This window comes from Micromonospora sp. DT48 (genome assembly GCF_049844495.1).
Classification (GTDB): Bacteria; Actinomycetota; Actinomycetes; order Mycobacteriales; family Micromonosporaceae; genus Micromonospora.
In genome coordinates this window covers 17,239-30,968 of record NZ_JBNCLE010000025.1, presented here as the reverse complement: position 1 = coordinate 30,968, position 13,730 = coordinate 17,239, and the positions used below count along the sequence as shown (strand labels likewise).

13 protein-coding genes and 1 tRNA gene are annotated in these 13,730 nt (G+C 70.0%); 3 read left to right on the top strand and 11 right to left on the bottom strand.

Annotation, left to right across the window (positions count from 1 at the left end):
* Nucleotides 1-520 precede the first annotated feature (520 nt).
* Nucleotides 521-703 carry a helix-turn-helix transcriptional regulator gene (locus ACLQ2S_RS24215; protein WP_425703084.1) on the top strand — a complete coding sequence of 61 codons (183 nt, stop codon included), beginning with the start codon at nucleotides 521-523 and terminating at the stop codon, nucleotides 701-703.
* Nucleotides 703-1,908 (top strand): tyrosine-type recombinase/integrase, encoded by a 1,206-nt coding sequence (locus tag ACLQ2S_RS24210; protein ID WP_425703025.1) that lies wholly within the window; start codon nucleotides 703-705, stop codon nucleotides 1,906-1,908. The genes ACLQ2S_RS24215 and ACLQ2S_RS24210 overlap by 1 nt, the downstream gene beginning before the upstream one ends.
* Nucleotides 1,909-1,990: 82 nt before the next feature.
* On the opposite strand, the gene ACLQ2S_RS24205 is transcribed toward ACLQ2S_RS24210, so the two are convergent.
* The 9 genes from ACLQ2S_RS24205 to ald form a co-directional block, all read right to left on the bottom strand.
* Nucleotides 1,991-2,064: transfer RNA gene (locus ACLQ2S_RS24205), tRNA-Pro, on the bottom strand.
* Nucleotides 2,065-2,345: 281 nt separating this feature from the next.
* Nucleotides 2,346-3,746, bottom strand: coding sequence for a ribosome biogenesis GTPase Der (der, locus tag ACLQ2S_RS24200; RefSeq protein WP_425703023.1), 1,401 nt, complete (start codon nucleotides 3,744-3,746; stop codon nucleotides 2,346-2,348).
* Nucleotides 3,747-3,795: 49 nt separating this feature from the next.
* Nucleotides 3,796-4,476, bottom strand: coding sequence for a (d)CMP kinase (gene cmk, locus ACLQ2S_RS24195; protein ID WP_309223906.1), 681 nt, complete (start codon nucleotides 4,474-4,476; stop codon nucleotides 3,796-3,798).
* A 147-nt stretch (nucleotides 4,477-4,623) separates the two neighbouring features.
* On the bottom strand, nucleotides 4,624-5,394 hold the full coding sequence (locus tag ACLQ2S_RS24190; protein WP_155222057.1) for a pseudouridine synthase: 771 nt from the start codon (nucleotides 5,392-5,394) through the stop codon (nucleotides 4,624-4,626).
* Complete coding sequence (gene scpB, locus ACLQ2S_RS24185) at nucleotides 5,381-6,292, bottom strand: SMC-Scp complex subunit ScpB (protein ID WP_155222056.1); 912 nt, start codon at nucleotides 6,290-6,292, stop codon at nucleotides 5,381-5,383. Before scpB ends, ACLQ2S_RS24190 begins: the two co-directional genes overlap by 14 nt.
* A 16-nt stretch (nucleotides 6,293-6,308) precedes the next feature.
* Nucleotides 6,309-7,343, bottom strand: coding sequence for a segregation and condensation protein A (locus ACLQ2S_RS24180; protein WP_309223905.1), 1,035 nt, complete (start codon nucleotides 7,341-7,343; stop codon nucleotides 6,309-6,311).
* A gap of 46 nt (nucleotides 7,344-7,389) precedes the next feature.
* Complete coding sequence (locus ACLQ2S_RS24175; protein WP_155222055.1) at nucleotides 7,390-8,313, bottom strand: ParA family protein; 924 nt, start codon at nucleotides 8,311-8,313, stop codon at nucleotides 7,390-7,392.
* Nucleotides 8,314-8,574: 261 nt separating this feature from the next.
* Nucleotides 8,575-9,576, bottom strand: a complete 1,002-nt coding sequence (locus ACLQ2S_RS24170) for a site-specific tyrosine recombinase XerD (RefSeq protein WP_155222054.1) — start codon at nucleotides 9,574-9,576, stop codon at nucleotides 8,575-8,577.
* The gene (gene ald, locus ACLQ2S_RS24165; protein WP_425703019.1) at nucleotides 9,573-10,688 is read right to left on the bottom strand and encodes an alanine dehydrogenase; all 1,116 of its coding nucleotides are present in this window, start codon (nucleotides 10,686-10,688) and stop codon (nucleotides 9,573-9,575) included. Before ald ends, ACLQ2S_RS24170 begins: the two co-directional genes overlap by 4 nt.
* Before the next feature lie 287 nt (nucleotides 10,689-10,975).
* Between ald and ACLQ2S_RS24160 the strand changes: the two genes are divergently transcribed.
* Entirely contained in the window at nucleotides 10,976-11,233 is a 258-nt protein-coding gene (locus ACLQ2S_RS24160) for a TM2 domain-containing protein (protein WP_196222644.1), read from the top strand.
* Nucleotides 11,234-11,295: 62 nt separating this feature from the next.
* On the opposite strand, the gene ACLQ2S_RS24155 is transcribed toward ACLQ2S_RS24160, so the two are convergent.
* Complete coding sequence (locus ACLQ2S_RS24155; RefSeq protein WP_425703017.1) at nucleotides 11,296-11,901, bottom strand: NUDIX domain-containing protein; 606 nt, start codon at nucleotides 11,899-11,901, stop codon at nucleotides 11,296-11,298.
* Complete coding sequence (locus ACLQ2S_RS24150; protein WP_155222051.1) at nucleotides 11,898-13,634, bottom strand: CTP synthase; 1,737 nt, start codon at nucleotides 13,632-13,634, stop codon at nucleotides 11,898-11,900. Before ACLQ2S_RS24150 ends, ACLQ2S_RS24155 begins: the two co-directional genes overlap by 4 nt.
* Nucleotides 13,635-13,730 lie beyond the last annotated feature (96 nt).

The following is a 13,730-nucleotide window of genomic DNA, read 5'->3' as shown; positions in this document are numbered from 1 at the left end:
ACCATCTCCGCATCTCCGCAACGCCGCACCAACCCACCACCACCAGCCAAAACAGCCTGCGGAGAACGGAACATCAGAACCGGTCGATCTCCGCATCTCCGCAACCTGCTGCGGAGATGACCACCGTTTGCGGAGATGACCCCTCACCACCGGCACCAATCTCCGCAAGCATTCGCCCAGCTCACAGCCATGTTTGCGGAGATGCGGAGATGCGGAGATGGTTCAGCCCTTCCGCACCGAGCACCGACCAACCGCCACCGACCCACGCAGCCCGGCCCGCTGAGAGCCACACAGACGCAACCACCCAACGCCCAACACCAGGGAACCCGAGATCTTGCGTCTACGGCGCTCTCAGCGGGCCGTTCTACGCCGTTCTGCAGCGATACCTCCATGTCTATCCACAAAGTCCAACCACCCCGGAAAGGCGCTCACCGTGCGACTCGTGCCGCAGAATCAGCCCGCAGACGCGACCGACCGCCAGGAAGGAGACAACGTCATCCGCCTCTCTCCCAAGCCGTTCATGTCTACCGAGCAGCTAGCCGAGCTGCTCGACGTCGACCCTTCGACCATCCGGCGGTGGCGCACCCTCCAACCGTTGCAGGGTCCGCCGTTCATTCAGATCTCCGACCGGGTGGTGAAGTACGCGACCACCGACGTTGAGCGGTGGTTGTCGGCCCGTCGCGTCTACCCGCAGGCGGCCTGATGGCGTCGCCGCAGCAACCACCGATCGGCGTGCGCCTGGCCACCGATGTCGAGCACCGGCCCGGACGCGATCGGCCGTACCGGGCGCGGGTGCGGTGGACCGACCCGACCAGCAAGCGCCGACTGTCCAAGTCAACGACGGTCGCCACGCCGGAAGAGGCACAAGCCTGGCTGGACGGCATGGTCAGCGCCGCACAGGGTGGCGTCGACCCGGTCGCCGCTACCAAGCGACTCACGGAGTACGGCGAGAACGTGATGACGCTGGCCCTACGCGGCTTGGAGCGCAAGACGCTTGATCCGTACCTGGCGGGATGGCGGAAGCGCGTGGTGCCGACGCTTGGTCACATTCCCGTTCGGATGATTACAAATGGCGCGGTGGATCGAGCGGTTCACTCCTGGATCGCCGACGAATACAGCCGATCAACGGTGAAGAACAGCCTTGCCGTGCTGGTCCGCGTGATGGAACAGGCCGTACGTGACGGCATCATCCAACGGAATCCCGCACAGGTGACCGGGTGGCAGCGCGAATACCAGCGAGCAGAAGACGAGTTGGACGATCCTCGCTCACTCGCACTGCCCGATTGGGAAAGGCTGACCAGTCTCGCCGATGCACTGGTCAACCGGTCCGCGAATCACTTCACCGGATGGGCCGACGTCGTGATATTCGCCGCCTGTACCGCCGCGCGGATCGGCGAGGTGTCCGGCGTGCGGGCCGAGGACATCGACCGGGAAACGTGGATGTGGACGGTACGCCGCCAAACCACGCCCGGCCCCGGTGGCCTCATCGACAAGGGCACGAAGGGAAAGCGCGCCCGCACGGTGCCGCTGATCGAAGAGGTACGGCCGATCGTGGCTCACCGCCTGGATGCCGCAAGCAAGCCCGATTCCCGGCTGTTCACCGGTCCACGCGGGGGCCGGATCAGTACCGCCGTGCTGCGCGACGCGACGCATTGGGATGAGGTGGTCACCACGCTCGGATACGAGCACCTACGCCGGCACGACCTGCGGCACACTGGCCTTACCTGGATGGCTGACGCTGGCGTGCCGGTGCACGTCCTACGGAAGATCGCCGGACACGGGTCGCTGACCACCACCCAGCGCTACCTACACCCCGACCGGCAGTCGATTACGGACGCCGGAACGGCCCTCAGCGCCCACTTGAAGGCCCGCCGGTCCCCAGGTGGTCCCCAGCTACGCGCCGTCTAGATCAGCAACCTCTACTGCCCCGATACGAATTAGAGGCCGTTGACCAGGGTTTTCACCCCGGTTGACGGCCTCTTTCGTGCTGTCGGGACGGCCGGATTCGAACCGACGACCCCTTGACCCCCAGTCAAGTGCGCTACCAAGCTGCGCCACGTCCCGATGCCACCACAGAATCTTCCCGCGACGGCCGGTACAGCTTAGCGCAGGAGCCTCTCCCGCTCGCACCGGCCCCTCCCGGCATGTGTGGTCTGGCTCGATGGATCGGCCCAGCAAGGTGAGCAGCAGAGCATTCCTCAAGCTCCCCCCACCACCCGGGCACGACCGTCGAGGTAGGCCCCCGTGACAAGCGGCGATCATGGACCGAAGTGGGTGACACCACCACCCACCACCCCTAAAGCATCCTAGGAGGGTGGGTGGTGCGTTGGGTGCGGGTTGGGGGGTCAGCCGTGGGCTTTGCCGCGTCCGCCGGGGCCGAGCTTCTTCCGTGGGCGTACCGAAATCTCGATCGGGCTGCCCTCGAAGCCGAACTCCTCGCGCAGCTTGCGCTCGACGAAGCGCTGGTAGCCGGCGTCTAGCGGACCGGTGGTGAAGAGCACGAAGCGCGGTGGGGCCACCCCCGCCTGGGTGGCGAACAGGATCCGAGGCGCCCGTCCGCCCCGCACCGGGTGCGGGGTGGCCTGGACCAGCGCGGTCAGCCACGCGTTGAGCTGTGCGGTGGGGATCCGCGTCTCCCAGCTGTCCAGCGCCCGATGCAGGGCGGCGGCGAGCTTGTCGACGGCCCGGCCGGTCTTCGCCGACAGGTTCAAACGGATCGCCCACGGGATGCGGCGCAGCTCCCGCTCGATCTCCTTGTCCAGGTAGTACCGACGGTCGGCGTCGACCAGGTCCCACTTGTTGAAGGCGATGACCAGTGCCCGGCCGGACTCGGTGACCATGGACAGGATCCGCTGGTCCTGCTCGCTGATGGGTTCGCTGGCGTCGAGCAGCACCACCGCCACCTCGGCCGCCTCGATCGCCGAGGCGGTACGCAGGCTGGCGTAGTACTCGGTGCCGCTGGCCCGGCCGACCCGCTTACGCAGCCCGGCGGTGTCCACCAGGTGCCAGGTGTCGCCACCGATGGTGACCAGACTGTCCACCGGGTCGACGGTGGTACCGGCGACCGAGTCGACCACCGCCCGTTCCTCGCCGGAGAAGCGGTTCAGCAGGCTGGACTTGCCGACGTTGGGCCGTCCGACCAGGGCCACCCGTCGCGGGCCCCGGGGGCGGTACTCCGCCACCTTCGGCGCCTCCGGCAGCGCGGCCAGGATGGCGTCGAGCAGGTCACCGGAGCCCCGCCCGTGCAGTGCCGAGACCGGGTGTGGTTCACCGAGTCCGAGTGACCACAGCGAGGTGGCCTCCAGCTCGACGCTGGTGTTGTCGGCCTTGTTGGCCACCAGGATCACCGGCTTGGCGCTGCGGCGCAGCATCTTCACCGCGGCCTCGTCGACGTCGGTGGAGCCCACCGTCGCGTCGACCACGAAGACCACCACGTCCGCGGTCGCCACCGCGGTCTCGGCCTGGGCCGCGATCGCCGCGGCGCGGTCCTTCGCGTCCGGTTCCCAGCCACCGGTGTCCACCACGGTGAACGCCCGCCCGGACCACTGCGCGTCGTAGGGCACCCGGTCGCGGGTCACGCCCGGCACGTCCTCCACGACCGCCTGCCGACGACCGATGATGCGGTTCACCAGCGTGGACTTGCCCACGTTGGGGCGTCCGACCACCGCCACCACCGGCTGCGGACCGGTCGGCTCCTCGGTGTCGGCGTCCGGCTCCCGCAGTTCTACCCAGCCGTTGTCGCTCATGCCATGCCTCGCTTCACTGGTCGGCGGGCGGCACCGCGCGCACGAACGTTCACGCCACTGACCGTTCGGCCAGTAGTGCCCGCAGCCGCGCCACGACCTCGTCGATGCCGAGTTCGGTGGTGTCGAGCACCACCGCGTCCGGTGCCTGGGCCAGCGGGTCGGTCTTGCGGGTGGAGTCCAGTTGGTCACGCCGGGCCAGGTCGGCGGCGGTGGCGGCCACGTCGGAGGCGTTCTCGGCGCTGCGTCGCGCGGCACGCGCCGCCGCAGACGCGGTCAGGTACACCTTCAGGTCCGCGTCGGGGGCCACCACGGAGCCGATGTCACGTCCCTCGACCACGATCCGCTCCGCCTTGGCGATCATGTCGCGCTGGCGGGAGACCAGCAGTGCGCGCACCGCCGGCACGGCAGCCACGGCCGAAACGGCTGCGGTCACCTCGGGGCCACGGATGTCGGTCTCGACGTTCACCCCGTCGACCGTCACGGCGTATCCGGCGGGGTCGGTGCCGATGCGCAGGTCCACCTCACCGGCGACCTTCGCCACCGCCTGCGCGTCGGTCAGGTCGACGCCCGAGCGCAGCACCGCCCAGGTGATCGCCCGGTACATGGCGCCGGTGTCGAGGTAACGTCCGCCGAGGCTCGTGGCGAGCCGCCGGGAGACGGTGGACTTACCCGAACCGGACGGCCCGTCCACAGCGACCACGCAGCGCCCGGCCGGCACGTTTTCCTCCACCGTCGTCCTCCTCAGCCCGTACCTCACGATCCATCAGGAAAGACCGCGAGCGGTTGACCACACGTGTTCAATGATGCCCGGCGTCGTGGAGTGCTGCCGCTCGGGCCGTCAGGCAGCCTACCCTCAGCCGTACCCGCGGCTGCCGCCTCAGTCACCCACGGCCTTGAACAGGGCGGCGACCTCCGCGTTGGTCAGCCTCCGGGTCCGCCCGGCGCGCAGGTCGCCGAGCCGGATCGGCCCGATGGAGGTACGCACCAGCCGGCTCACCGGGTGCCCGACCTCCGCGAGCAGTCGCCGTACGATGTGTTTGCGGCCTTCGTGCAGGGTCAGCTCGACTTGGGCGGTACGCCCCAGACTGTCCACCACCCGGAAGGCGTCGACGGTCACCGGGCCGTCCTCCAACTCCACGCCGGCCGCCAACCGCTTGCCGAGGTTGCGTGGGATCGGGCCGGACACCTCGCACAGATAGGTCTTCGGCACCCCGAAGGAGGGATGCGTCAGCCGGTGCGCGAGGTTGCCGTCGTTGGTGAGCAGCAGCAGTCCCTCGCTGTCCGCGTCGAGCCGCCCGACGTGGTAGACCCGCTGCTCGACCCGGTTGCCGAGGAAGTCGGTCAGCGCGGTACGCCCCTTCTCGTCCGCCATGGTGGAAACCACCCCGCGCGGCTTGTTCATCGCCAGGTACACCAGCCGGGTGTCGGCCACCAGCCGCTCGCCGTCAACATGGATGACGGCCGTGGTCGGGTCGACCTTGTCACCGAGCTGGGCCACCCGTCCGTTGACCGTCACCCGGCGACGGAAGATCAGATCTTCACACGCCCGCCGGGAGCCGACACCGGCGGCGGCGAGCACCTTCTGGAGGCGTTCCGGGCCGGTGTAGACGGGGGCGTCGGGGCGGGGGGTGCGGTTATCGCGCGGCATCGGCAAGCTCTTCTACGTCGTCGGGGAGGAACGGGGCGAGAGGCGGCAGGTCGTCGAGGCTGTTCAGGCCCAGCTTCTCCAGGAACATGGTGCTCGTCCGGTAGAGGTAGGCGCCGCTGTCGGACTCGGTGCCGCACTCCTCGATCAGGCCGCGGGAGACCAGGGTACGGATCACCCCGTCACAGTTGACACCACGGATGGCGGAGATGCGCGACCGGGTCACCGGCTGCTTGTACGCCACCACCGCCAGGGTCTCCAGCGCGGCCTGGGTCAGCCGGACCGACTGCCCATCGAGAACGAACCGTTCGACATAGGTGGCGTATTCCGGGCGGGTGTACAGCCGCCATCCGCCCGCCGCCCGACGCAGCTCGAACCCGTGACCGGCCGAGGTGTATCCGGCGGCGATGTCGTCCAGCATCGGGCCGATCCGCTCGGCGGGCTGCTCCAGCACCTGGGCGAGGACCAGTTCGCTCACCGGTTCGTCGACCACCAGCAGGATCGCCTCCAGCGCGCCGCGCAGCTCCGCGTCGTCGAGTTCCGGCGGCGGCTCCGGCACCGCACGCTTGCGTGCCCCCGGCCGCCCCCGCCCCGCTCCCGGCTCCACCTTCTCGATGGAGGGAACCGGCTCCGTCTCAATGGGGGGAACCGGTTCCTTGTCCATGAGAGGAACCGGTTCCTTCTCGATGGAGGGGATCGGGCCCTGGAGGGGCACCTGCGCTCCAGGATCCGCGTTGTCGGTCGCGACGCCGGGAGAGGTGGGGGTGGGTGGCTCGGGAGGGGTGGGGTTCTCGGCTTGGGTGGGGTCCTCGGGCGGAGCGGTGGGGGCGGCGCGCTGCCAGGGTGGGATCCAGGCGGCGGCCTGCTCGGCCAGGGAGTCCGCTCGCTCGTCGTTGCTCATCCAGCTCGCTCCTCGATCACTCCGTCGCACCGGCCGCGCCGGTGTCGGGACCGCCGGTGGGTGCCGCGTCGGCGACGCTGTCCGTCCCCGGGGTACCGGCTGTCGGCTCAACCGGGGTGCCGGCTGTCGGCTCAGCCGGGGTGCCGGCGTACTCGTCGATGGCCAGGGCCGGGCCGCCGTCGGCGGGGCCGGTCCAGCGTACGGTCAACTCCTCCAACGCCTGTTCCTGGACGAAGGCCACCACGCCCTGCCGATACAGCTCCAGCAGGGCGAGGAACCGGGCGACCACCTCCAGGGTGGCCGCACAGTCGGCGCAGAGCAGCGAGAAGGTGGCGGTACCGGCCCGACGTAGCCGTTCGGCGATGATGCCGGCGTGTTCCCGGACACTGACCCGGACCATGTGCACGTGGGCGACGGACACCTCGGGTATCGGCTTCGGGGTCATCGCCCGCACCGCCAGCTTGAGCAGCCGCTGCGGACCTATGCCGAGCACCAGGTCGGGTAGCGCCTCCGCGTAGCGGGGTTCGAGGGTGACGGCACGCGGGTAGCGTCGACCGCCGACCTCCTCCAGCGCGGCGATGTGCGCCGCCGCCTCCTTGTACGCCTTGTACTGCAACAGCCGGGCGAAGAGCAGGTCCCGCGCCTCCAGCAGGGCCAGGTCCTCCGGATCCTCGACCTCGGCGGCCGGCAGCAGTCGCGCGGCCTTCAGGTCGAGCAGGGTCGCGGCGATCAGCAGGAACTCGCTCGCCTCGTCCAGGTCCCAGTCGTCGCCCATGGCCCGGATGTACGCGATGAACTCGTCGGTCACCTGGTGCAGGGCGACCTCGGTGACGTCGAGCTTGTGCTTGCCGATCAGTTGCAGCAGCAGGTCGAACGGGCCGGTGAAGTTGGCCAGCCGGACGGTGAAACCGTTGGCGTCCGTCTCCGGGTCCGTGCCGGTCGTCGGCTCGACGCCGGTCGACGCCGCGGTGTCCTGCGCACCCGGCACGGGTGCGTCAGCCGCCACAGGCGGGTCCGCCGTAGCGGTCGGGTCGAGGGACGGGGCGCTCACGCCGACGACGGTAGTCCACGGTCGGGACACCTCGGTTCAGCGCCTCCTACCGCTCGGCCTGCGCGGCGATCACCTCGCGGGCCAGCTGACGGTAGTTGCGGGCACCCGAGGAGGCCGGGTCGAGCGTGGTGATCGGCGAGCCGGCGACGGTGGACTCGGGGAACTTGACGGTCTTGGTGATCACCGTCTGGTAGACCTTGTCGCCGAACGCCTCCACCACGCGTTGGAGCACCTGACGGCAGTGTGTGGTGCGGCTGTCGTACATGGTGGCGAGGATGCCTTCGAGTTCCAGGTCGAAGTTCAGCCGCTCGCGCACCTTGTCGATGGTGTCCAGCAGCAGTGCCACGCCGCGCAGACTGAAGAACTCGCACTCCAGCGGGATCAGCACGCCGTGGGCGACGGTCAACGCGTTGATCGCCAGCAGGCCGAGCGACGGCTGGCAGTCGATCAGGATGAAGTCGTACTCCTTGCGGACGCTCTTGAGCACCCGGGCCAGCGCCATCTCGCGGGCGACCTCGTTGACCAGCTGGATCTCCGCGGCGGAGAGGTCGATGTTGGCGGGCAGCAGGTGCAGCCCGGCCACGTCGGTCTTGATGAGCACGTCCTCGGCGGTGACGTCGTCCTGCATCAGCAGGTTGTAGACCGACAGATCGAGGTTGTGCGGGTTGACTCCCAGCCCGACGGAGAGGGCACCCTGCGGGTCGAAGTCGACCAGCAGCACCTTGCGACCGTACTCGGCGAGGGCCGCACCGAGGTTGATGGTCGTGGTGGTCTTGCCGACCCCGCCCTTCTGGTTGGCCATCGCGATGATCCGGGCCGGTCCGTGCCGGTCGGTCGGCATCGGCTCCGGGATCGGCTTACGCATGGTGTAGGCGGCCGGATCGGCTGGGCCCAGATCCGAGCCGAGGGCGTTCTGCTGCTCGCGGAGCTCCGACGTCCAGGTCTCGGCACGGTCACCGTTGCCAGCCATGTCCTTCGTTGCCCCCTTCCGACGACCATTCCGGCGTCGGAGCCGCTCGACGTCCTTGCGGCGCCGCTGCGCACCCCGGCGATTCCTCCGCGAGGCCGCGCCGATGCCGACTGTACGCCACCGACCAGCAGGCCGTTCGGACCCGCTCGGCGTGTCGGCCGCCGGCAACGGTCACCGGCAGGTCAGGCACCGGCACCGGCCGTGCCCGGCCCACCAACCGGTCCCCCGACGGGCCCGGTCACGGCCGGTCACCGTCGAGGTTCAGTCGCGGGCGCGCGGATGCGCGGTGGCATAGACCTCGCGCAGCCGCTCGACGGTGACCAGGGTATAGACCTGGGTGGTGGTCACCGAGGCGTGGCCGAGCAGTTCCTGCACCACCCGGACGTCGGCGCCGCCGTCGAGCAGGTGGGTGGCGTACGAGTGACGCAGCGTGTGTGGCGACACGGCCTGTGGACCGTCGACGGTCAGCCCGGCCCGCTCGGCCGCCCGGCGCAGGATGGTCCAGGCGCCCTGCCGGGTCAGCGGGCCGCCCCGGGCGTTGAGGAAGACCGTCGGGCTGCCCCGCCCGGCGGCGACCAACCCCGGCCGGGCGCGCACCAGGTACGCGCCGAGTGCCCGCAGCGCGTACCCGCCGATCGGCACCAGCCGGGTCCGGCCGCCCTTGCCGCGCAGCACCGTCACCCCGTCGTCGAGGTCCACGTCGTCGACCACGGTGCCGACCGCCTCGGAGATCCGTGCCCCGGTGCCGTACAGGAACTCCAGCAGCGCCCGGTCACGCAGCGCCAGCGGGGCGGCGTCCCCCGCCGCGTCGACCGGTCCGGCGGCCTCCAGGAGGGCGACGACCTGGTCGACCGGCAACGCCCGGGGCAGCCGACGAGGTGTGGCGGGGGGTCGCACGTCGCGGCTCGGGTCGGCGGCGGCCAGGCCCTCGCGCAGGGCGAACCGGTGCAGTCCGCGTACCGCGCTGGCGGCGCGGGCGGCCGAGGAGGCGGCGAGGGGCGGGTGCCCGTCGGCACCGGCGCGCAGCCGGGCCAGGTGGCGTTCGATCTCGCCGGCGGAGACCGCCGACAGGTCGGTCACCCCGGCGGCGGTCAGCGATCCGAGGTAACGGTCGAGATCCCGACGGTACGAGGCGAGCGTGTTCGCGGCGAGTCCACGTTCGACGGTGAGGTGGTCGAGGTAACCGCGCACGGCACGGCGCAGGGCCGGCGAGGGCTGGTCGTCCCCGCCGGCCTCGTCCGGGCTCGACCACTGGTCCGTCAGGCCAGCACCTCGGCCAACGGCAGGGTGGACAGGCCGTGCGCCTCGGCGACCGGGCCGTAGACGACCTGACCATCGTGGGTGTTCAGGCCCAGCGCCAACGCCGGGTCGCGGCGGGATGCCTCACGCCACCCGTGGTTGGCCAGTTCGAGGGCGTACGGGAGGGTGACGTTGGTCAGCGCGTAGGTGCTGGTGTTGGGCACCGCGCCGGGCATGTTCGCCACGCAGTAGAAGATCGAGTCGTGCACCCGGTAGACCGGATCGTCGTGGGTGGTGGGCCGCGAGTCCTCGAAGCAGCCGCCCTGGTCGATGGCGATGTCGACCAGCACGCTGCCCGGCTTCATCCGGGAGACCAGCTCGTTGGTGATCAGCTTCGGCGCCTTCGCCCCGGGCACCAGCACCGCCCCGATGACCAGGTCCGCGTCCAGCACCGCCCGCTCGATCTCGTACGCGTTGGAGACGACGGTCTGTAGGTGGCCCCGGTAGATGGCGTCGGCCTGCCGCAACCGGCCGACGTTCTTGTCCAGCAGCAGCACCTCGGACTGGAGGCCCAGCGCGATCGCGGCGGCGTTCATGCCGGAGACACCGGCACCGATGACCACGGTCTTGGCCGCGTAGACACCGGAGACACCGCCGGGCAGCACCCCCCGGCCACCGCCGGTACGCATCAGGTGGAAGGCCCCGACCTGCGGAGCGAGCCGTCCGGCCACCTCGGACATCGGGGCGAGCAGCGGCAGCGACCGGTCCGGCAGCTCCACCGTCTCGTACGCGATGCCGGTGACCTTCCGGTCGAGCAACGCCTCGGTGCACTCCCGGGAGGCCGCCAGGTGCAGGTAGGTGAAGAGCACCTGCCCCTCGCGCATCCGGTGGTACTCCTCGGCGACCGGCTCCTTGACCTTGAGCACCAGGTCCCCGGCGTCCCAGACCTCGTCGGCGCTCTCCAGGATCTTGGCTCCGGCGGCGGCGAACTCCTCGTCGGTGATGCTCGACCCGAGCCCGGCGCCGGCCTCGACGAAGATCTGGTGCCCGGCTCGGGTGAACTCGTTGACGCCCGCGGGCGTGATCGCCACCCGGTACTCGTGGTTCTTGACCTCGCGTGGGATGCCGACCTTCACGTTGCAGACCCTCTCTCCGCCGGACCGCTGCCCCGACAAACGCGGAGTGTGGTGGCCCCTTTGCCGCCACAGACAACCGTCCCGTGGGCGGCAGTTTAAGCGGGCCGACCCGACGCCGGTGCCAGCACTGTGACACCTGGTGGTCGCGGACGTTGACGGTGTGTCAGGTGTGAACGCGCCCCTCGGTGGAGTGTCACCTCAGCCGTCAGGACAGGGTTCGATGTCATCGTCCCACTTTGGCAGGCCGGTGCCGCAGACCAGCGGGTGGATCACTATTGTGTCGCCTCATGACCTATCCCCCTCAGCCCGGGTATCACCCCCAGGGCGTTTCTGACAAGAGCAAGGTCGTCGCGGGTGTCCTGCAGATCCTGCTGGGCGGTTTCGGCGTCGGCCGGTTCTACATGGGTGACACCAAGACCGGTGTCATCCAGCTCATCGTCACCTTGGTGACCTGCGGAATCGGCAGCCTCTGGGGCCTCATCGACGGGATCCTGATCCTGGTCAACGGTGGTGTCGACGCACACGGGCGACCGTTGCGCGACTGATCCGCGACATCACGCAGGGGCCGGGCGATCTTCGCCCGGCCCCTGCGTGTCAGGTACTGCCGTCAGCCCGGCAGCGGGACGTCCGCCCGGCGTAGCGCCGACCAGCCGGTGTCGCGGGCCCGAGCGGCGGCGAGCAGCCCGGCCACACAGGACGCGTTGGTGATCTCACCGGCCAGCACCATCCCGACCGCCTCGTCCAGGTCGATCCGGACGATCTGCAGGTCGGCCTCCTCGTCGTGCCGGTCGTGGCGTTGCCCCGCCGGTACGTCGGCGAGGTCACGGGCCAGGAAGACCCGGACCAGTTCGTCGGTGAACCCGGGCGAGCTGTGCAGGTCGACCAAGACGTCGAAGCGACCGGCGACCAGGTCGACCTCCTCGGCCAACTCCCGCGCCGCCGTGACCGCCGGGTCCTCTCCGGCCACATCGGTCAGACCGGCCGGCAGTTCCCACAGCCGTCGCCCGACCGGTTGGCGGTACTGCCGGATCAACACCACCCGACCGGCGTCGTCGAGCGCCACCACCGCCACCGCGCCGACGTGCCGGACCAGGTCCCGGGTGGCGGTGCCACCGCCCGGCATGGTGACCTCCTCCGAGACCACCTCGAAGATCCGTCCGCGGTAGCGCGACTGCCGGGAGCGCACCTCGTAGTGGTGCTCGACCTCGCTCACGAGGCCGACGTCGCCGTCGCGGCGGCGCCGTTGCGGTTGGCCCGCTCGGCGGCGTCGTCCAGGTCCACCGGGAGCTGGTCCGACTGTGAGTACGTCACCGCGGCGTGGACGAAGGCGGCGAACAGCGGATGCGGCCGGGTCGGGCGGCTCTTGAGTTCCGGATGCGCCTGGGTGGCCACGAAGAACGGGTGCAGGTCGCGGTCCAGCTCGACGAACTCGACCAGCCGACCGTCCGGCGAGGTGCCCGAGATGTGCAGCCCCGCCTTGACGAGCTGGTCGCGATAGGCGTTGTTCACCTCGTACCGGTGCCGGTGCCGCTCACTGACCTCGGTGCTGCCGTACGCCTCGGCCACGATCGACCCCTCGGTGAGGACCGCCGGGTACGCCCCCAGCCGCATCGTGCCGCCCAGGTCGCCCTTGCCGGCGACGATGTCCTGCTGGTCGGCCATGGTGGCGATCACCGGGTGCACCGCCTCGGCGTCGAACTCCAGGGAGTTGGCGCCGTCCAGTCCGGCCAGGTGGCGGGCCACCTCGATGGTCATGCACTGCAGGCCCAGGCAGAGCCCGAGCAGCGGAATGCCGTTCTCCCGGGCGTACCGGGCGGTGCCGATCTTGCCTTCGATGCCCCGGACGCCGAACCCGCCGGGGATGACGATGCCGTCCACCCCGGCCAGCGCCGCCGCCGCGCCGGTCGGCGTGACGCAGTCGTCGCTGGGCACCCACCGCAGATTGACCCGGGCCCGGTGCCAGAAACCGGCCGCCCGGATCGCCTCGCTGACCGACAGGTACGCGTCGGGCAGGTCGACGTACTTGCCGACCAGGGCGACGGTGATGGTGTGCCGGGGCTGGTGCACCCGCTCCAGCAGGTCGTCCCAGCCGTCCCAGTCCACGTCCCGGAAGGAGAGGCCGAGTCGGCGCACCACGTACGCGTCGAGCCCTTCCCGGTGCAGCACCTTGGGGATGTCGTAGATGCTGGGCGCGTCCGGTGCGGCGATCACCGCCTCGGCGTCAACGTCGCAGTAGAGGGACAGCTTGTGCTTGAGCTTGTCCGGGATGTCACGGTCGGAACGGCAGACGATGGCGTCGGGCTGGATGCCGATGCTGCGCAGTTGGGCCACCGAGTGCTGGGTGGGCTTGGTCTTCAGCTCGCCGGAGGGGGCGAGGTAGGGCACCAGCGAGACGTGCAGGTAGAAGCAGTTGTCCCGGCCCAGGTCGTGCCGCACCTGGCGGATCGCCTCCAGGAACGGCAGTGACTCGATGTCGCCGACCGTGCCGCCGACCTCGGTGATCACGACGTCCGGGGTACGACCGTCGTCGTCCGGGTCGGCCATGGCCAGGATCCGGGACTTGATCTCGTTGGTGATGTGCGGGATCACCTGGACGGTGTCGCCCAGGTACTCGCCGCGCCGCTCCTTGGCGATCACGTCGGAGTAGATCTGGCCGGTGGTGACGTTGGCCTTGCCGGACAGCGCCCGGTCCAGGAAACGCTCGTAGTGGCCCACGTCGAGGTCCGTCTCGGCGCCGTCCTCGGTCACGAAGACCTCACCGTGCTGGAACGGGTTCATCGTGCCCGGGTCGACGTTGAGGTACGGGTCGAGCTTCTGCATCACCACACGAAGTCCCCGCGCGGTGAGCAGGTTGCCGAGGCTGGAGGCGGTCAGCCCCTTACCCAGCGAGGAGGCGACGCCCCCGGTGACGAATATGTGCCTGGTCGTCCGTGCTGAAGGGGCCAAGGCCTGCTCCCGTGTCGTCCGTCGCGGTCGTGCAGACCGCCGAGCCGATCAGCGAAGTGATCACGCGATCCACGGGATTCCACGGTAACACCTCCC